A 19,125-nucleotide genomic window follows, 5' to 3' on the forward strand; every position below is an offset into this window, starting at 1 on the left:
GCCCACGGACCAACGCGAAGGCCCGGATCGTCAGGCTGATATGCCGTCGATCCGGGCCATGGCGTCGTCCGCGCCGTACGGTTGCAGGTAGGGCATCCAGCGCGGGTCCCTGTGCCCGGTTCCGATGATGCGCCACGCGAGCCCCGTCGGCGGGGCGGGTTTGTGGCGCAGGCGCCAGCCGATCTCGACCAGGTGGCGGTCGGCCTTGGTGTGGTTGCAGCGGCGGCAGGACGCCACCACGTTGTCCCAGGCGTGCTGACCTCCGCGGGAGCGCGGTATGACGTGGTCGACGCTGGTTGCGACGCCACCGCAGTACATGCACCGGCCGCCGTCGCGGGCGAACAGGGCTCGCCTGGTCAGCGGGACGGGCCCCCGGTAGGGAACCCGTACGAACCTCTTCAGCCGGACCACGCTGGGTGCGGGGACAGTAACGGTCGCGCTGTGCATGAAGGCGCCGGATTCCTCGAGGCAGACAGCCTTGTTCTCGAGGACGAGGACGAGCGCGCGGTGGAGCGGTACGACGCCGAGCGGCTCGTACGACGCGTTGAGGACCAGGACATGCGGCACGGATGCCTCCTTGTACGCCGGCGGCGCGTGGCTCGCGCCGGGACGATCTGCAGTCAGTCTCCCCTCATGCCTGGTGACGGCGCCACCATGTCCCGGTAACGGGCTGGGAGTGTTTTCGACCACATCCCCTACATCCCCAGGTGAGCACGGTCTCTCCCCTGAAGATGACAACGATCCACACACAATGCCCCGTTAGTGTGGTGGTTCTGCCCGGTCGGCACCCCCTCCTGTGTCCCCCGCCGCGGGCAGACAGCTACGCCTGGAGGTACCTGCTGTGTCCCTGCCCTTCCTATCGGCCCTGGCCGCCGGTCCGGCACCCTCGCCGTCGCCCTCGACGACCGGTCCGGTGACCCCCACGTTCCAGGACGCCCAGGAGAGTGCGACCCACGCGGCGAGCTGGGTCGAGGAGAACTGGTCGACCTGGCTGGCCATAGGTCTGCGCGTACTGCTGGTGCTGGTGATCGCCACCGTACTGAGGGTGTTCGTGCGCCGGGCGATCACCAAGCTCATCGACCGGATGGGCCGTACCGCCCAGGCCGTCGACGGCACGGCTCTCGGCGGTCTGCTGGTGAACGCGGAGCGCCGCCGCCAGCGCTCCCAGGCCATCGGCTCGGTCCTGCGCTCGGTCGCCTCCTTCCTGATCATGGGCACGGCCGCGCTGATGATCCTCAGCACGTTCGAGATCAATCTGGCCCCGCTGCTCGCCTCCGCGGGTGTGGCCGGTGTCGCGATCGGTTTCGGCGCCCGCAACCTGGTCACCGACTTCCTCTCCGGCGTCTTCATGATCCTGGAGGACCAGTACGGCGTCGGCGACGTGATCGACGCGGGCGTGGCCTCCGGCGAGGTGATCGAGGTGGGGCTGCGCGTGACCAAGCTGCGCGGGGACAACGGCGAGATCTGGTACATCCGCAACGGTGAGGTCAAGCGCATCGGGAACCTCTCCCAGGGCTGGGCGACGGCCGGTGTGGACGTCACGGTCCGCTCCTCGGAGGACCTGGACCACGTCCGGACCGTCATCGGCGAGGTCGCCGAGGCCATCAGCAAGGAGGAGCCCTGGAGCGAGCGTCTGTGGGGCCCGATCGAGATCCTGGGCCTGGACAGCGTCCTCCTCGACTCCATGGTGGTCCGCGTCTCGGCCAAGACGATGCCCGGCAAGGCCCTCTCCGTGGAACGCGAGCTCCGCTGGCGCATCAAGCGCGCCTTCGACGCGGCGCAGATCCGCATCGTGGGCGGCCCCACCGCGCCCGCGGAGGAGGAGCCCCTCGACCCGGCGGCCGCGGTGGCGGCACCCTCGGTCTTCGCCAACACGGAGTCCCCGCAGTCGGTGGCGACCGCGCCCATCCCGGCTCCGTCGAGCATGCCGAAGTAGGACCGCCGCGGCGGGCGAAGGGGGCGGCACCCGGATGTTCCGGGGGCCGCCCCCTTCCGCGTGCGCGCCCCCTTCCGCGTACGCGCACCTTTCCGCGTACGGGCCCTTTCCGCGTACGCGCCCCGGCCGACCCGGCCGGCGGTTGCCCTTGACTCCCGCACCCCCTCCGGCCTACTTTCCTCGCACCAGCAATAGGAAACTTTCCTAACAGTGGTCTCGGGTGGACTTCCCGAAGGCACCCCTGGAAAGCTGGCCGGCCGAGAGGGCAGGTGGCGACAGACATGGCAGGAACCGCCGGCACGCCGGGCACCCCGCGCGTCCTGCGCGCGATGAACGACCGCGCCGCCCTCGATCTGCTGCTCGCGCACGGCCCGCTCTCCCGGACCCGGATCGGGAAGCTCACCGGGCTGTCCAAGCCCACCGCCTCGCAGCTCCTCGCCCGGCTGGAGGCCGCCGGCCTCGTCCTGGCCACCGGCACCAGCGAGGGGCGGCCGGGCCCCAGTGCCCAGCTCTACGAGGTCAACCCCGGTGCCGCGTACGCGGCGGGACTGGACGTCACCCCCGAGCGCGTCCTCGCCGCCGTCGCCGACGTCACCGGCCGCACGATCGGCACGTACGAACTGCCCACCCCCGGCCGCCGCCCCTCCCGCCCCGTCGTGCGCCAGGTCACCGACGCCCTCGACGGCGCGGTGAAGGCCGCCGGGCTCGCCCGGGACGACGTCCGCCGGCTGGTCATCGCGACCCCCGGCGCCTTCGACCCCAACACCGGCCGGCTGCGCTACGCCTCCCACCTGCCCGGCTGGCACTCCCCCGCGCTCCTCGACGAACTGGCCGCGGCCCTGCCCATGCCCGTCGAGTACGAGAACGACGTCAACCTCGCCGCCGTCGCCGAGCAGCGCCTCGGCGCCGCCCGGGGACACGAGGACTTCGTCCTGCTGTGGAACGAGGACGGCCTCGGCGCGGCCCTCGTCCTCGGCGGCCGGCTGCACCGCGGCTGGACCGGCGGCGCGGGCGAGGTCGGCTTCCTGCCCGTGCCCGGCGCGCCCCTGGTGCGCCAGGTGACCCGCGCCAACAGCGGCGGCTACCAGGAGCTGGCCGGCTCCCAGGCCATCCCCCGGCTGGCCCGCGAACTCGGCGTCCAGGACGTGCCCACGGGCCCGTACACCGAGGTCGCGGCCACCCTCGTCGAACGGGCCGCCGCCGTCGACGCGGGCCCCTACCGGCAGCTCCTGGAGAGGTACGCGACCGCGCTCGCCACCGGTCTGGCCTCGCTCGTCTCCGTGCTCGACCCCGAGCTCGTCGTCCTCAGCGGAACCTCGCTCACCGCGGGCGGCGAACCGCTGCGCGCCCTGGTCCAGGCCGAACTGGAGGAACTGGCCCCGTCCCGGCCGCGCCTCGTCGTGGGCGACGTCACCGAACACCCCGTGCTGCGCGGCGCGCTGGAGAGCGCCCTCGCGGCCACCCGCGACGAGGTCTTCGACACCTCCCGCTGAGTCCGTCCCGCTCCGCCGCTCCACTCGCACCGTCCCGCAACTCCCCCGTCCCGCCACGTCCTTCGCAGGGAGATCTCGCCATGCCCGGAATATCCCGAAAGGCGGCCGTCGCGCTCGCCGCCTCCGCCTCGACGGTCCTCCTCGCCACCGCCTGTACCGGCCAGTCCGGCGGCGGCGGGGGCGACGACGCGTCCAAGGAACAGACGATCAGCTTCTGGCACGGCTGGAGCGCGCCGAACGAGGTCAAGGCCGTGAAGTCACTGGTCGCGGGCTTCGAGAAGACGCACCCGAACATTCACGTGAACATCGTCGGCAACATGACCGACGACAAGATCAACCAGGCGCTGCGCGCGGGCGGCGCCAAGGCCCCCGACGTGGTCTCGTCCTTCACCACCAACAACGTGGGCAAGTTCTGCTCGTCCGGCGCCTTCGTCGACCTGAACCCCTTGTTCGAGAAGGCGCACATCGACCCGGAGACCACGTTCCCGAAGGCGATGAACGAGTACACCCAGTTCGAGGGCAACCGCTGCACGGTGCCGCTCCTCGGCGACGCCTACGGGCTCTACTACAACAAGGACGCGTTCGAGAAGGCCGGGATCGCCTCCCCGCCGAAGACGTGGTCGGAGTTCGAGAAGGACGCGAAGAAGCTCACGATCGCCAAGGGCGACTCGTACTCCCAGCTGGGCTTCATGCCGAACTACCACGGCTGGGAGTCCACCACCGAGCACTACTTCGGGCAGTTCTCGCCGACGTACTTCGACAGCAGCGGCAAGTCGAACATCGCCGAGGACCCCGCCTTCGCGGCCGGGTTCACCCTCCAGAAGAAGCTGGTCGACGGACTCGGCGGCTTCCGGAAGCTGGAGACCTTCCGCTCCGGGCTCGGTGACGAGTGGGGCCCCAAGCACCCCTTCCACACCGGCCAGGTGGCCATGCAGCTCGACGGCGAATGGCGACTCGGCATGGCCGAGGAGGCCGAGCCCGGCTTCGAGATCGGCGTCGCTCCGCTGCCCGTGCCCGACGACCGGGCCGACCAGTACGGCAAGGGCTACATCACCGGCACGATCGCGGGCATCGCGTCCACGAGCAGGAAGCAGAACGCGGCCTGGGAACTGGTGAAGTACATGACCACGGACACGGACGCGGTGGTCGGCTTCGCCAACGACATCCACAACGTGCCCTCGACGCTCGCCGCCCTCAAGTCGCCGAAGCTGAAGTACGACCCGCGCTTCAAGACGTTCCTGGACATCGCCTCGAACCCGGACTCGACGACGACCCCGCCGTCCGTCAACGGAGGTACCTACCTCGTGACGATCCAGCAGTTCGGGTACGACTACGAGAGCGGCAAGGCGAAGGACCTGAAGGCGGGGCTGGAAGCCACCGCCAAACAGATCGACACGGACATCGCGCAGGCGAAGTGACGCCCTCACCTGCCCGAGGGCAGGTGATTCCGGTCCGTACTGCTCCGCAGTACCACCGCGGGTTCCTGTTTCACGGGCCTCCGCCGACCGGTGAGGGTCGGTCTTACGTGGCCTCCGCAGGCCTGACTTCCCGCCCGTCCGGCGGTAGGTCGGACAACTCCATTGCCCAACGAGGCAACTCTAACCATGCTGATGCGGCTCTCCCGGCCGCCATAGACAGGATGCCCTTCACTTTCATCCTGAGGAGTGGAGCACTGGGCAGATGCTCGACAGTCACGCCCCGATGAGTACCGTCACGCTCGCCTCGAAACGCCGGCGCTCGGCGCTGGTGACCCTCGCCTTCATGTCGCCCTGGCTGATCGGCTTCGCGGTCTTCTTCGCCTATCCGCTGGTCTCGACCGTCTACTTCTCCTTCATGCACTACGACGGCTTCAGGCCGCCGACGTGGAGCGGGACGAAGAACTGGACCTACGTCTTCGAGAACTACCCGCTGTTCTGGCCCGCGCTGCGCAACACCCTGTGGCTGGTCCTCGTCATGGTGACCCTGCGGGTGGTGTTCGGGCTCGGCGTCGGACTGCTGATCACCAAGATCAGGACCGGCACGGGTGTCTTCCGCACCCTCTTCTACCTGCCCTACCTCGCACCGCCGGTGGCCGCCACCATGGCCTTCGCCTTCCTCCTCAACCCCGGTACGGGACCGGTCGACTCGATCCTGGAGAAGGCGGGCGTCACGGCCCCCGGCTGGTTCAACGACCCCGCCTGGTCCAAGCCCGCCCTGACCCTGCTGGCCCTGTGGGGCATCGGCGACCTCATGGTCATCTTCATGGCCGCGCTGCTCGACGTGCCCACCGAGCAGTACGAGGCCGCCGAGCTGGACGGCGCCTCGGCCCGGCAGCGCTTCTGGTACGTCACGCTGCCGAACATCTCGCCCATCGTGATGTTCGCCGTGGTCACCGGGGTCATCCAGACCATGCAGTACTACACGCAGCCGCTGATCGCCGGGAAGGTCGCCTCGGGCGTCATCCAGGGCTCCGGCACGCAGTTCGAGCCCGGCTACCCCGACAAGTCGACGCTCACCCTGCCCCAGCTCGTCTACAACCTCGGCTTCCAGCGCTTCGACTACGGCTCCGCCTGTGCGGTCGCGCTGGTGCTGTTCGCCCTGTCCATGGTGTTCACCGCGTTCCTCATGCGGCGCCGGGGCGGTCTCATCCAGGCAGGTGACTGACCGATGACCCAAGTACTCGACAAACCGGCGGAGTCGACGGCGCGGATCTCCCCGGCCGAGCGCACCGCCCGGCGCAGGGCCCTCCTGGAGTGGATCGCGGTCCACGCGCTCGGCGTGGCCGCCGCCCTCTTCTTCGTGCTGCCCTTCGTCTTCGTGTTCCTGACCTCGCTGATGAGCGACAGCCAGGCGCTCAGCCGCGACCTGGTCCCGCACACCTGGGAATGGGGCAACTACACGAAGGTCTTCGACACCCCCGGCTTCCTCACCTGGTGGAAGAACACCCTGCTGTACGCCGGCCTCGGCACGGTGCTCACCGTCGTCTCCTCGGTCCCCGTCGCCTACGCCCTCGCCAAGTTCCGCTTCCGGGGCCGCGACCTGTCGCTGATGCTGGTCATCTCGATGATGATGCTGCCGCCGCAGGTCGTGATCATCCCCATGTACCTGTTCTGGGCGAAGCAGCTCGACCTGTCCGGCACCCTGTGGCCGCTGATCATCCCGATGGCCTTCGGGGACGCGTTCTCCATCTTCCTGCTGCGCCAGTTCCTGACGACCATCCCGAACGAGTACCTGGACGCCGCCAGGGTCGACGGCTGCGGGGAGCTGCGGACCCTGCTGAGGGTCGTCCTGCCGATGGCGAAACCCGGCATCGCGGCCGTCGCGCTCTTCCAGTTCTTCTACGCCTGGAACGACTACTTCGGCCCCCAGATCTACGCCTCCGAGAACCCGGGTGCCTGGACACTGAGCTACGGCCTGGAGTCGTTCAAGGGCGCGCACCACACCGACTGGAATCTCACCATGGCCGCGACCGTCCTGGTCATGGCCCCCGTGATCCTCGTGTTCTTCTTCGCGCAGAAGGCGTTCGTCGAAGGCGTCACGCTCACCGGAGTGAAGGGCTAACCATGAAACTCACCGTGGTCGGCGGAGGGTCGACCTACACCCCCGAACTCGTCGACGGATTCGCCCGGCTCAGGGACACCCTGCCCGTCGAGGAACTCGTCCTCGTCGACCCGGCCGCCGAGCGCCTGGAACTGGTCGGCGGCCTGGCCCGCCGGATCCTCGCCCGCCAGGGCCACCCCGGCCGGATCGTCACCACCTCCGACCTGGACGCGGGGGTCGAGGGCGCCGACGCCGTCCTGCTCCAGCTGCGCGTCGGCGGCCAGGCCGCCCGCGAGCAGGACGAGACCTGGCCGCTGGAGTGCGGCTGCGTCGGCCAGGAGACGACCGGCGCCGGTGGACTGGCCAAGGCACTGCGCACGGTCCCGGTGGTGCTGGACATCGCCGAACGGGTCCGCCGCACCAACCCGGACGCGTGGATCATCGACTTCACCAACCCGGTCGGCATCGTGACCCGCGCCCTGCTCCAGGCGGGCCACAAGGCGGTCGGGCTGTGCAACGTGGCGATCGGCTTCCAGCGCAAGTTCGCCGGACTGCTCGGCGTCTCCCCCACCGATGTGCATCTCGACCATGTGGGCCTCAACCACCTCACCTGGGAGACCGGTGTCCGTCTGGGCGGTCCCGAGGGCGAGGACGTCCTGCCGCGGCTGCTCGCCGGGCACGGCGACACGATCGCCGCCGACCTGCGGCTGCCCCGCTCCCTGGTCGAGCGCCTCGGCGTGGTCCCCTCGTACTACCTGCGCTACTTCTACGCGCACGACGAGGTCGTCGGCGAGTTGCGCACCAAGCCGTCCCGCGCCGCCGAAGTGGCGGAGATGGAACGGACACTGCTGAAGATGTACGGCGACCCGGCGCTCGACGAGAAGCCGGAGCTGCTGGCGAAGCGGGGCGGCGCCTACTACTCCGAGGCGGCCGTCGACCTGGCCGCCTCCCTGCTCGGCGGGGGCGGCAGCCCGTACCAGGTGGTGAACACCCACAACCGGGGCACCCTGCCGTTCCTGCCGGACGACGCGGTGATCGAGGTGCAGGCCGCGGTGAACGCCAAGGGGCCCGCCCCGCTGCCGGTGCCGGTCGTGGACCCGCTGTACGCGGGTCTCATGGCGAACGTGACCGCGTACGAGGACCTCGCTCTGGACGCCGCCCTGCGCGGCGGGCGCGAGCGGGTCCTCCGGGCGCTGCTCGCCCACCCCCTGGTCGGCCAGTACGCCCTGGCCGACGCCCTGACAGACCGGCTGATCGCACACAACCGGGAGCACCTCACGTGGGCATGACGTCGACGGAGACCGGTGCCGGGACGGCCGCCGGGTCCGGCCCCGCGGACACCGGACCCGGCCCCGCGGGCCTCGTCCTGGCCATCGACGCGGGGAACAGCAAGACCGACGTCGCCGTGGTGACCGCGGAGGGCACCGTGGCGGGCACCGCGCGCGCGGGCGGCTTCCGGCCCCCGGCGGTCGGCGTCGACACGGCGGTGGACACGGTCGCCGACGCCGTGCGCCGGGCCTTCGCCGAGGCGGGCGTCACCTCGGTCGGCCATGTCTCGGCCTGCCTCGCCAACGCCGATCTGCCCGTGGAGGAGGAGCAGTTGGCGGCGGCGCTGCGGGCGCGTGCCTGGGGCGCGGGAGTCGAGGTGCGCAACGACACGTTCGCGATCCTGCGGGCCGGGATCGCCGAGCCGCGCGGTGTCGCCGTGGTCTGCGGGGCCGGCATCAACTGCGTCGGCATGCGGCCCGACGGCCGCACCGCCCGTTTCCCCGCCCTCGGACGCATCTCCGGCGACTGGGGCGGCGGCTGGGCCCTGGCGGAGGAGGCCATGTGGCACGCGGCGCGGGCCGAGGACGGGCGGGGCGGCGAGACCGCCCTGGCCCGCACCCTGCCCGCCCACTTCGGCCTGGACTCCATGTACGCGCTCATCGAGGCGCTGCACCTGGAGCACATCCCGGGCGCGCGGCGCCACGAGCTGGCCCCGGTCCTGTTCGCCACGGCGGCGGACGGCGACCCGGTGGCCCGCGCGCTCGTCGACCGGCTCGCGGACGAGGTGGTCGCGATGGCCACGGTGGCCCTGGACCGCCTCGGGCTGCTCGCCGAGGAGACCCCCGTCCTCCTCGGCGGCGGCATCCTCGCCGCCCGCCATCCCCGGCTCGACGACCGTGTCCGCGAACTCCTGGCCGTCCGCGCGCCCAAGGCGGTCCCCCGAGTGGTCACCGCCCCGCCGGTCCTGGGCGCGGCACTCCTCGGCCTGGACCACGTCCGGGCCCCGGACGAGATCCACGCGCGCGTACGGGCGTTCTACGAACGGGGCCGGTGAGGTCCGCGGGGACACCGGTGCCGGGCTCCGGGACCGTCCGTGACCTGGAGTGCCGGGGCGGGAACCAAACGGATCCGGAACACGTGTTCATGAGAAGGGGGGTGGCGCGGGAAAGGCGTGCTGCGCCGTGATCCGAACAAGATCCAGGCAAGGCCTGTGCGGATGCCGGTACGGGCGGCGATACTTGCCGCCGTGCACGTACGCCGGCCGGCCGTGCCCACCGCGTCCGCGGTGAGCGCGACCGGGCGGATGACCATGGGGGAGGTCGACAGTGACACACCCGCCGAAGGGCAACCCGGCGCCGCCGGGGCAGGGCGGGCCCACGATGCCGGCCGTGCCGGCTCAGTCGGGGCCCCCGGGCGGATCGCCCGCGCCCCAGGGCGGGTTCGGCCCCCCGCGGAACACTCCCCCGGACCCCGGCGCGGCACCGCGGCGCACCGCGTGGGCGGAGGGCGTGGACCGGCTGCGCGCCGCGGCGACGACGGAGCCGGGGCGGCTGCGGATCATCGGCGCCGTCCTCGCCCTGCTGGTCGTCGCGTTCGGCGCGGTCACCGCCTGGCAGATGACGGAACGTTCGGCCGCGGCGGACAACGTGCTGCACGGCAGCCAGCCGCTGAGCGCGAGCGCCGCCGACATCTACCGCTCGCTGGCCGACGCCAACACCGCCGCCTCCAGCGGCTTCCTGGCGGGCGGTCAGGAGTCGAAGGAGATCCGCGAGCGCTACGAGGAGGACATCCGGACGGCGGCCGCGAAGCTGATCACCGCGGCCAACAGCTCCGAGCCGGGCTCCCCCTCGGCCAGGACCATCTCCCGGCTCAACGAACTGCTGCCCCAGTACAAGGGCCTGATCGAACGGGCCCGCGCCAACAACCGGCAGGGCTACCCGCTGGGCGGCGCGTACCTGCGGTACGCGAACGACAAGATGCAGAACGAGATGCTGCCGAAGGCCGAGCAGCTCTACAGGAGTGAGAACCGGCGGCTGAACGCCGACTACGCCGACGCGAAGCCCTATCCGTGGGCCGCGATCGCCCTCGGACTCGTCGCGCTCGGCGCCCTCGCCTGGGCCCAGCGGCGCAACTACCTGCGTACGAACCGGGTGCTGAACCGGGGCATGGCCGCGGCCACCGGGGCCTCCCTGGCCGTGCTGCTGTGGCTCACCGTCGGCCACACGGTCGCCCGGTCCGGGCTGAACGAGTCGTACGACCACGGGGTCCGCTCCCTGAACGTGCTGCACGCCGCGCAGATCGCGTCCCTCAAGGCCCGGGGCAACGAGAACCTCACCCTGGTCAGCCGGGGTGCCGAGACCAAGGTCCTGGCCGACAAGAGGACCGTCGACCTGTACGACTACGACTTCGAGCGGGACATGAAGGCGCTCACCGGCCGCCTCGCCGCGGCGGCGGACCTCGCGAACGACCGCTCGGGCGAGAAGCCCGTCCAGGACGCGAACGCCGCCATGGAGGTCTGGAAGCAGCGTCACGCCGAGGCCCGCGAGGCCGACAACGACGGCGACTACCAGCTCGCGCTGGACCGGGTCATCGGCTCCGCCGACAAGAAGCCCACGGGTGAGTGCTTCGACGTCGTCGACGAGAACCTGACGCTCGCGCTGACGCACGAGGAGAACGAGTTCCAGCAGGCGGCGGAAAACGGCCTGGGCGCCATGACCGGCCTCCCGGTCGGCGCCGCGGTCCTCGCCGTGCTGGCCGCCGCGGGCGCGGTGTTCGGCATCGGCCGCAGGCTTTCGGAGTACCGGTGAGAGGGGGAGTGGCGATGATCGCACGACGTCTGAGGGCGAGCCTGAAGGGCTGGGGCGGCGTGGGCGCGATGGCGCTCGCCTGTGCGACGGCCCTGCTCCTCGCGCTGCTGCTGCCGCGCTCCGCGCGCGGGGACGGCACCGCGGACGCCGGCGGACAGGGCGTGGCCCGGGGCACCCAGGCCAGGGCCGAGGAGTGCACCGACCCGCAGAACCAGAGCCTGGCCCCGTCGGGCGCGGACGGGCCGACGATCGAGGCCATCAAGAACCGCGAGGACCGCCGGCTGGTCGTCGGCGTCGACCAGAACAGCTACCGCTGGGGCTACCGCGACCCGAACAACCCGGAGGCCGGCAGCAACCTGGAGGGCTTCGACATCGACCTGGTCCACGCGATCGCCGAGGACATCCTGGGCGACCCGGACGCCGTCCGGTTCCGGGCGGTGCCGACCAGCCAGCGCATCCCCGCGATCCAGGGCGGCAAGGTCGACATGGTGGTGCGCACCATGTCGATCACCTGTGAGCGTCTCGACCAGGTCGCGTTCTCCGCGCCCTACTTCAAGACCGGCCAGCAGGTGCTGGCCCCGGTGAGCTCCGGCATCACGGGCTACGACAAGAGCCTGGCCGGCAAGAGGATCTGCTCGGCGGCCAAGTCCACCGCGAACGACCGGCTGACGGCGGACCGGAGATCGGGCAGGCTCGCCCCCTCCGCCGTCGTCCTGCCGCCCGTGCCCAACCAGCTCGACTGCCTGGTGCGCCTCCAGCTCGGCGAGGCCGACGCGGTGGTGACCGACGGGGCGCTCGCCGCGAGCCAGGCCGCCCAGGACCCCACGGTCGCGCTCAAGGGCGGCACCTTCACCACCGAGTACTACGGCGTGGCGATGAAGAAGGGTTCGGACGACCTGGTGCGCCGGGTCAACCGCGTCCTCGCCGACTACCGCGAGGACGGCTGGCGGCAGTCGTACGGGAAGTGGCTCGCCCCGACCCTCGGTCCGGACTCCCCCTCGGAGGACCCGCCGGTCGCCCAGTACCGGCAATCGACCTGATACGACTGGAGAGTTGCCCGGCCGCGCACACCGAGCCGCCGGGAAGGCACGAGAACGAGAGGTGATCGATGGGCGTCACGGGACCCCCCGGGCCGGTGATGGACCGGGACGAGGCGGACCGTGCGCTGGCGCGCCTCGGCGCGGAGCACGAGGCCATCGAGACCTCGCTCCTCGCCCTGCAGGACCACGCGGGCCGAAGACTCCTGGAGGGCGCCGAACTCACCGGCTCCACCAAGGAGCGCTGGGCGTCCGCGGAGGCGTCGATCACCCTGCTGTGGGCGTACTTCGACGCGTACGCGGACGCGCTGCGCTCCGCGCGCGAGATCCGTTCCCGCAGACGCTGGTCCAGCCGTGAGGACCTGGTCGAGCTGACCGAGCTGCTGCGCGGTTCGGGCATCACGGTCGCCGGTTCCGCCACGGCCACCGCGAACGCGCCGACCCTCGCCGGCACCGGCAAACTCAGCGAGCGGTTCTCGCTGGCCGGCCTGGTGGACCGGATGAACGAGCTGTACGCGGCCTCGCTCGACATGGTCGTGACCGCGGACGCCGTGTGGTCCGCGCTGCCCGCCCGGATAGATTTACTGGCCGCGGAGCTCCAGCGCACCCGCGCGCTCGCGCACTCCGTGGGCGTGCGCCCCGGCGAGCACCCCTCGGGCGACGACCTGGAGCGGATCACCCGGACCCTGACCGCCCTGCGCGAACGCGTGGTGTCCGACCCGCTCGCCTTCTGGGTCCCCGCGCAGGGGAGTTCGGCTCCCGGCGGCGGCCGTCCGGACACCACGGCGTACGACCGTGAGGCGCGCGCCCTGGAGGACGTGCGCCGGGAGATCGACGCGGTCCTGACGGTGCGCCAGGACGCCGAGGCCCGGCTGGTGAAGCTGCGGGACGTGCTCAGCCGCGCGGACCGCACGCTCGCCGAGGCGCGCAGTGCCCGTGGCGAGGTCCTGGCGAAGATCGCCGCGTCCGAGGTGCCGGCCGTCAGCGGTCCGCCGACGGCGCTCCAGGAACAGCTGGCGGCGGCCGCGGAGTACCGCAGGCACGCGCAGTGGCACCGCCTCTCGCCGCTCCTGGAGGCGCTGGAGGAGAGGGCGGAGGACGAACTCCTGCGCGCACGCGAGTCGTTGACGGCGGTCACCCAGCCGCTGGCGGTCCGTGCGGAGCTGCGCGGACGCCTCGACGCGTACAAGGCGAAGGTCGCCCGGCACGGCTTCGCCGAGGACCCGTTCCTCGTGGAGCGCTATGACGCGGCCCGCCGCATGCTGTGGAGCGCTCCCTGTGATCTGCGGGTGGCGGAGGAGGCGGTCCTGCGCTACCAACGGGCGGCGGCCGAACTGCTGAGCCCGCGGGCGCCCGAACAGGGCGGCCCTGATGACCGTGCGGACCGGAGGGGGCCGGGCGCGTGAGCGTTGAGAGGGGTGCGCCGTGAGCGAGCGGCCGGTGAGCGGGAACACGTGCGGCCGGCCCGGCTGCGAGGGATCGTACGAGGACATGGGAGGCGGCGAGCTGTACTGCGACACCTGCGGACTCGCCCCCACCGCACCGACGCCGGAGTCCTCCCGGACCGGGAGCGTGCCGGAACCCGGTCCGGGTGAGCCGCCGGTGAGCGGGTACACGTGCGAACGGCCCGGCTGCGAGGGATCGTACGAAAACATGGGAGGCGGCGAGCTGTACTGCGACACCTGCGGACTCGCCCCCACCGCACCGGCACCGGGCTCCTCCCGGACCGGGAGCGGCCCGCGGTCCGGTGCGGACGTGGCGGGCCCGGCGTCGGCCGGCGCCTCCGCGCGCGGCCGCGGCTCCGACAGCGTCAGCGCGCGCGCCGGTTCACGCCCCAGCTCGCGCACGTCGTCGCGCTCCTCGCAGTCGCGGCGCTCGGTCTCCGGCCGGCTGTCGCGGTCGCTGTCGGGCCGGTCGACGGGCCGTTCGGTGTCGGTGCGCAGCTCCGGTTCGACGACGTCCTCCTCCGGGCGGGGCCGGCTCGGCGCCGGGCTCGTCGAGGTGCCGGGCGTACCGCGGCCCGACCCGCGCGCGATGGTCCTGGAGAACCCGGAGGTGCCCGAGCGCAAACGGTTCTGTTCGCGCTCCGACTGCGGCGCCCCGGTGGGGCGTTCGCGCGGTGACCGGCCCGGCCGCACCGAGGGGTTCTGCACGAAGTGCGGCCACCCGTACTCGTTCGTGCCGAAGCTCGCCACCGGTGACGTCGTGCACGGCCAGTACGAGGTGATGGGCTGTCTGGCGCACGGCGGGCTCGGCTGGGTGTACCTCGCCGTCGACCGCGCGGTGTCCGACCGCTGGGTGGTCCTCAAGGGTCTGCTCGACACGGGCGACCAGGACGCGATGGCGGCCGCGATCTCCGAGCGGCGCTTCCTCGCGGAGATCGAGCACGCCAACATCGTGCGGATCTACAACTTCGTCGAGCACCTGGACCAGCGGACGGGTTCGCTGGACGGGTACATCGTCATGGAGTACGTGGGCGGCAAGTCGCTCAAGGAGCTCGCCAACGGGCGCCGCACGGCTGACGGCAAGCGCGACCCGCTGCCGGTGGAGCAGGCCTGCGCCTACGGCATCGAGGCCCTGGAGGCCCTCGGCCACCTGCACAGCCGCAACCTGCTGTACTGCGACTTCAAGGTCGACAACGCGATCCAGACCGAGGACCAGCTCAAGCTGATCGACATGGGCGCGGTGCGCAGGATGGACGACGAGGAGTCGGCCATCTACGGCACGGTGGGCTACCAGGCCCCCGAGGTGGCCGAGGTGGGCCCCTCCGTCGCCTCCGACCTCTACACCGTCGCCCGTACGCTCGCCGTCCTCTCCTTCGACTTCCAGGGCTACACGAACGTCTTCGTGGACTCCCTGCCCGACCCCGACAACATCGAGGTCTTCCGCCAGTACGAGTCGTTCTACCGGCTCCTCGTCCGGGCCACCGATCCCGACCCGGCCCGCCGTTTCGCCTCGGCGCAGGAGATGTCCGAGCAGCTCACGGGTGTGCTGCGCGAGGTGGTCTCGGTGCAGACGGGGCGGGCGCGACCCGCGCTGTCCACGCTGTTCGGACCCGAGACCCGGGTCACCGACACCGAGCTGTTCGGGAAGGCCGCCGAGGACGTGTCGCGGCTGGGGGCCCGCCCCGTCCCCGTACGGCGGAGGAAGAACGTGCCCGGGCCGCCCGCCGGGGCGAACGGGTCCCGGCCGCTGCCGCCCGGTCCGCCGGCCGCCGCCGCCCTGGTCAGGCCCGTCGAGGCGGCGGCCACCGCGCTCGCGCTTCCGGTGCCGCGGGTGGATCCCGGCGACCCGAACGCCGGTTTCCTCGCGGGGCTCATCGCGTCCGCGCCCGCGGAGCTGATCACCGCGCTGCGCGCCGCGCCGGCCGCTTCCCCCGAGCTGCGGCTGCGGGAGCTGCGGGCCCGCCTGGAGATGGGTGAACTGAACGGCGCCGGATCGGCCGTGGACGCGCTGGAGGCCGATCACCCCGACGACTGGCGGGTCGTCTGGTACCGCGGTGTCACGGCGCTGGCGACCGGCGAGAACGAGACCGCGGCGCTGTCCTTCGACGCGGTCTACGACGCCTTCCCCGGCGAGCCCGCACCCAAGCTGGCCCTCGGCGTGTGCGCGGAGGTGCTCGGCCAGCTGGACAACGCCGCCGAGTACTACCGGCTGGTGTGGACGACCGACCCCAGCTATGTGAGCGCGGCGTTCGGGCTGGCCAGGGTGCAGCTCGCGGCGGGGGACCGCCGTGGTGCCGTACGCACCCTGGAGTCCGTGCCGGAGTCGTCGATCCACTACACGGCGGCGCGTGTCGCCGCGGTGCGGGCGCGGCTGCGGCAGCGGCCGGTCACCGAGACGGCGGCGCCGTTCCTGGACGATCTGACGGCGGCGGCCGGACAGGTGGAGGCGCTCGACGGCTTCGGTCTGGACGCGGTGCGGCGCGAGCGGTTGTCGACGGAGGTCCTCGGCTGCGCGCTGGACTGGGTACTCTCCGGTAGCCAGGGTTCCGCTCCGGCGGCCGGAGGCGGAACCTCGCTGCTCGGCAGCGAGTTGGACGAGCGTGGCCTCCGTTTCGGCCTCGAACGTTCGTACCGGACGCTGGCCCGGCTCGCGCGGGGCGGCGATGAAAGGATCGACCTGGTGGAACGCGCAAACCGTTACCGCCCCCGGACGTGGGTGTGATTGATGTCCCAGATTCCCCAGCCGACGGCCCTTTCGCGGTGCCCCAGTTGCGAGGAGCCGCTGGACGCGGCTGACCGTTTCTGCGGTGCGTGCGGCTACGACCTGTCGACGGTGTCCGCACCGCCGCAGGACCACCCCACGATCGCCATGAACGGCACCCCGGCCGGCCCGCCGCCCGCCGGCCCGCCCGCCGACCCGTCCGTGGACTGGCCGGTGGCGCGCCAGGCCGGCGGCACGGAGACGCCCGCGCCGGTGCACCGCGCCGCCGACATCCGGGGCACCGATTCGGGTGGTTCCGAACTGCCGCACCCGGAGCACCCGGAGCACCCGCAGGCGGATCCGGCGGCGCCCCGGCCCGCCGCCTCCGGACGGCCCGCCGGGAAGCCCTCGGGCGTACGGTTCGACAGGCCCCCGGAGCCCGACGAGTACCCGCTCGCCCCTCCGGCCGGCGGCCCGGACCGCGAGGTCCCGGCCGATCCCCGCACCGGCGACCTCCCGGCGCCCCCCGCGGAGGCCAAGCTGTGCGTGGCCTGCCGTGCGGGCCAGGTGGACCCCGACGGCTACTGCGAGAACTGCGGGCACGCCCAGCCGCGGGAACGGGACCACATGGAACAGGAGTTGGGCGCGGTCGCCGCGGTCAGCGACCGGGGTCTGCGCCACCACCGCAACGAGGACGCGTTCGCGGTCTCCTCGACCGCGCTGCCCGACGGCTCCCCCGCGGTCGTCGCGATCGTCTGCGACGGCGTCTCCTCCGCGACCCGCCCCGACGAGGCGTCGCTCGCCGCCGCGAACGCGGCCAACGAGGCGCTGCTGGCGGCCCTTCCGCTGGGCACGCATCCGCAGGCGGCCATGCACGAGGCGATCGTCGCGGCCTCGGACGCCGTCAACGCCCTGGCGGGCCCGGACACCGCGCAGGGCGAGCACGCGCCGCACGTGAACGCGCCCGCCTGCACCATCGTCGGCGCCCTCGTGACGCCCACCCTGCTGGTCGTCGGCTGGGTCGGAGACAGCCGCGTCTACTGGGTTCCCGTCGACCGCTCCTCGATGCCGGCCCGGCTCACCGAGGACGACTCGTGGGCCGCGCAGATGGTCGCCGCGGGCCTGATGAACGAGGCCGAGGCGTACGCCGACGAGCGCGCCCACGCGATCACCGGCTGGCTCGGCGCCGACGCCTACGAACTGGAGCCGCACACCGTCTCGTTCAAGCCGGACCGGCCGGGCGTGGTCGTGGTGTGCACCGACGGACTGTGGAACTACGCGGAGACGGCGGAGGAGATGGCCGAGGCCGTCCCCCTCGACGCCGCCGAGCGGCCGCTGCACGCCGCCCGGGTCCTGGTCGGCCACGCCCTGGACGGCGGGGGCCACGACAACGTAACAGTGACCGTCCTGCCGTTCCCCGCCCCCTCGCAGGGGGCAGGATCGGCCTGAGGCCGCGAAAGGACGGGGGCGGCCGCGGACCGGAGGGGACCGGTCCGCACCCAGTCAGCACCTCCGCCGGGGGGCGGAGTCCTAGGGGGACCAGAAGGCATGGCCAATTTCTCGAAGTCGAACGTGCCGCAGTTCTCGGTCGACGTGTACCAGAACGAATACCTGCCGGAGGGCGGCCGCGAGGTCAACGCGATCGTCACGGTGAGCGCGACCGGCGGGGGCACCATCGGAAGCGCGGTCTCCGCGCCGCACCTGTACACGGCGGGCCGGGCACCGGACGCCGCCGTGGCGATCATGGTCGACTGTTCGGGTTCGATGGACTATCCGCCGGCCAAGATGCGCAACGCCCGCGACGCGACGGCGGCGGCGATCGACACCCTGCGCAACGGGGTCCGCTTCGCCGTGATCGGCGGCACGCACCTCGCCAAGGAGGTCTACCCGGGCGACGGGCGGCTCGCCGTGGCGGACGCCTCCACCCGTGAGCAGGCCAAGCAGGCGCTGCGCAGGCTGAGCGCCGGCGGCGGCACGGCGATCGGCACCTGGCTGCGGCTCGCCGACCGGCTGCTGTCCTCCGCGGAGGTGGAGATCCGGCACGGCATCCTGCTCACCGACGGCCGCAACGAGCACGAGTCGCCCGAGGACCTGCGGGCCGCGCTGAACTCCTGTGCCGGACGCTTCACCTGTGACGCGCGCGGGGTCGGCACCGACTGGGAGGTCAAGGAGGTCACCGGGATCGCCTCGGCGCTGCTCGGCACCGCCGACATCGTCGCCGACCCCGCGGCCCTCTCCGCCGACTTCACGCACATGATGGAGACGGCCATGGGCAAGGAGGTCGCCGACGTGGCCCTGCGGGTGTGGACGCCGGTCGGCACCGAGATCAGGTTCGTCAAGCAGGTGGCGCCCACGGTCGAGGAGCTGACGGACCGCCGCACCGGGGCCGGACCCCGCGCGGGCGACTACCCGACCGGCTCCTGGGGCGACGAGTCCCGCGACTACCACGTGTGCGTGCGGGTCCCGACGGCCGGGATCGGCCAGGAGATGCTCGCCGCCCGGGTCTCCCTGGTGATCCCGCACGACGACGGCAGCGTGCAGAACCTCGGCACGCCGGGGCTCGTGCGGGCGGTGTGGACCGACGACATGACCGCCTCGACGTCCATCAATCCGCAGGTCGCGCACTACACGGGTCAGGCCGAACTGGCACAAGTCATCCAGCAGGGTCTCGATCTTCGCAAAGCGGGAGATGTCGATGGAGCGACGGCCAAGCTGGGACGGGCCGTCCAACTCGCCGGAGCCTCCGGAAACGCCGATACTGCGAAACTGCTCGCGAAGGTGGTGGACGTGGTCGACGTCGCGGCAGGTACTGTGCGATTGAAAGCCCGTGTCGCGGAAGCCGACGAGATGACCCTCGAGACACGGTCCACAAAGACTGTTCGTGTAAAGAAGTAGCGGAAAGTAGCGAGCCCGGCCCC

General features: G+C 72.1%; 14 protein-coding genes. 13 read left to right on the forward strand and 1 reads right to left on the reverse strand.

The features are described from left to right. Positions 1-30: 30 nt before the first annotated feature. Positions 31-567 carry an HNH endonuclease gene (locus tag ACFW6B_RS00630; protein WP_037618871.1) on the reverse strand — a complete coding sequence of 179 codons (537 nt, stop codon included), beginning with the start codon at positions 565-567 and terminating at the stop codon, positions 31-33. Between the two features lie 274 nt (positions 568-841). Between ACFW6B_RS00630 and ACFW6B_RS00635 the strand changes: the two genes are divergently transcribed. The 13 genes from ACFW6B_RS00635 (at position 842) to ACFW6B_RS00695 (ending at position 19,102) form a co-directional block, all read left to right on the forward strand. Further along, complete coding sequence (locus tag ACFW6B_RS00635) at positions 842-1,936, forward strand: mechanosensitive ion channel family protein (protein WP_386591075.1); 1,095 nt, start codon at positions 842-844, stop codon at positions 1,934-1,936. 281 nt (positions 1,937-2,217) lie between these two features. Next, the gene (locus tag ACFW6B_RS00640) at positions 2,218-3,429 is read left to right on the forward strand and encodes an ROK family transcriptional regulator (protein WP_386591076.1); all 1,212 of its coding nucleotides are present in this window, start codon (positions 2,218-2,220) and stop codon (positions 3,427-3,429) included. An 80-nt stretch (positions 3,430-3,509) separates the two neighbouring features. Beyond that, the gene (locus ACFW6B_RS00645; protein WP_386591077.1) at positions 3,510-4,847 is read left to right on the forward strand and encodes an ABC transporter substrate-binding protein; all 1,338 of its coding nucleotides are present in this window, start codon (positions 3,510-3,512) and stop codon (positions 4,845-4,847) included. Positions 4,848-5,130: 283 nt separating this feature from the next. Then, positions 5,131-6,072 carry a carbohydrate ABC transporter permease gene (locus ACFW6B_RS00650; protein WP_386591078.1) on the forward strand — a complete coding sequence of 314 codons (942 nt, stop codon included), beginning with the start codon at positions 5,131-5,133 and terminating at the stop codon, positions 6,070-6,072. A gap of 3 nt (positions 6,073-6,075) precedes the next feature. Beyond that, positions 6,076-6,969 (forward strand): carbohydrate ABC transporter permease, encoded by an 894-nt coding sequence (locus ACFW6B_RS00655; protein WP_386591079.1) that lies wholly within the window; start codon positions 6,076-6,078, stop codon positions 6,967-6,969. A gap of 2 nt (positions 6,970-6,971) precedes the next feature. Then, a complete protein-coding gene (locus ACFW6B_RS00660; RefSeq protein WP_386591080.1) occupies positions 6,972-8,237 on the forward strand; it encodes a 6-phospho-beta-glucosidase in 1,266 nt (421 codons plus the stop codon). Continuing rightward, positions 8,234-9,271, forward strand: a complete 1,038-nt coding sequence (locus ACFW6B_RS00665; RefSeq protein WP_386591081.1) for an N-acetylglucosamine kinase — start codon at positions 8,234-8,236, stop codon at positions 9,269-9,271. Before ACFW6B_RS00660 ends, ACFW6B_RS00665 begins: the two co-directional genes overlap by 4 nt. Positions 9,272-9,596: 325 nt before the next feature. Next, positions 9,597-11,024 (forward strand): hypothetical protein, encoded by a 1,428-nt coding sequence (locus tag ACFW6B_RS00670; RefSeq protein ID WP_386591372.1) that lies wholly within the window; start codon positions 9,597-9,599, stop codon positions 11,022-11,024. Positions 11,025-11,038: 14 nt separating this feature from the next. Further along, the gene (locus ACFW6B_RS00675; RefSeq protein WP_386591082.1) at positions 11,039-12,064 is read left to right on the forward strand and encodes a glutamate ABC transporter substrate-binding protein; all 1,026 of its coding nucleotides are present in this window, start codon (positions 11,039-11,041) and stop codon (positions 12,062-12,064) included. A 68-nt stretch (positions 12,065-12,132) separates the two neighbouring features. After that, positions 12,133-13,467 (forward strand): hypothetical protein, encoded by a 1,335-nt coding sequence (locus tag ACFW6B_RS00680; protein ID WP_386591083.1) that lies wholly within the window; start codon positions 12,133-12,135, stop codon positions 13,465-13,467. A 19-nt stretch (positions 13,468-13,486) separates the two neighbouring features. Next, a complete protein-coding gene (locus tag ACFW6B_RS00685; RefSeq protein WP_386591084.1) occupies positions 13,487-16,228 on the forward strand; it encodes a tetratricopeptide repeat protein in 2,742 nt (913 codons plus the stop codon). Beyond that, complete coding sequence (locus ACFW6B_RS00690) at positions 16,229-17,656, forward strand: protein phosphatase 2C domain-containing protein (protein ID WP_386591085.1); 1,428 nt, start codon at positions 16,229-16,231, stop codon at positions 17,654-17,656. A gap of 99 nt (positions 17,657-17,755) precedes the next feature. Further along, positions 17,756-19,102: a VWA domain-containing protein gene (locus ACFW6B_RS00695; protein ID WP_386591086.1), complete on the forward strand. Its 1,347-nt coding sequence runs from the start codon at positions 17,756-17,758 to the stop codon at positions 19,100-19,102. Positions 19,103-19,125 lie beyond the last annotated feature (23 nt).

It is taken from the genome of Streptomyces sp. NPDC058751 (genome assembly GCF_042746485.1).
Lineage (GTDB): Bacteria > Actinomycetota > Actinomycetes > Streptomycetales > Streptomycetaceae > Streptomyces.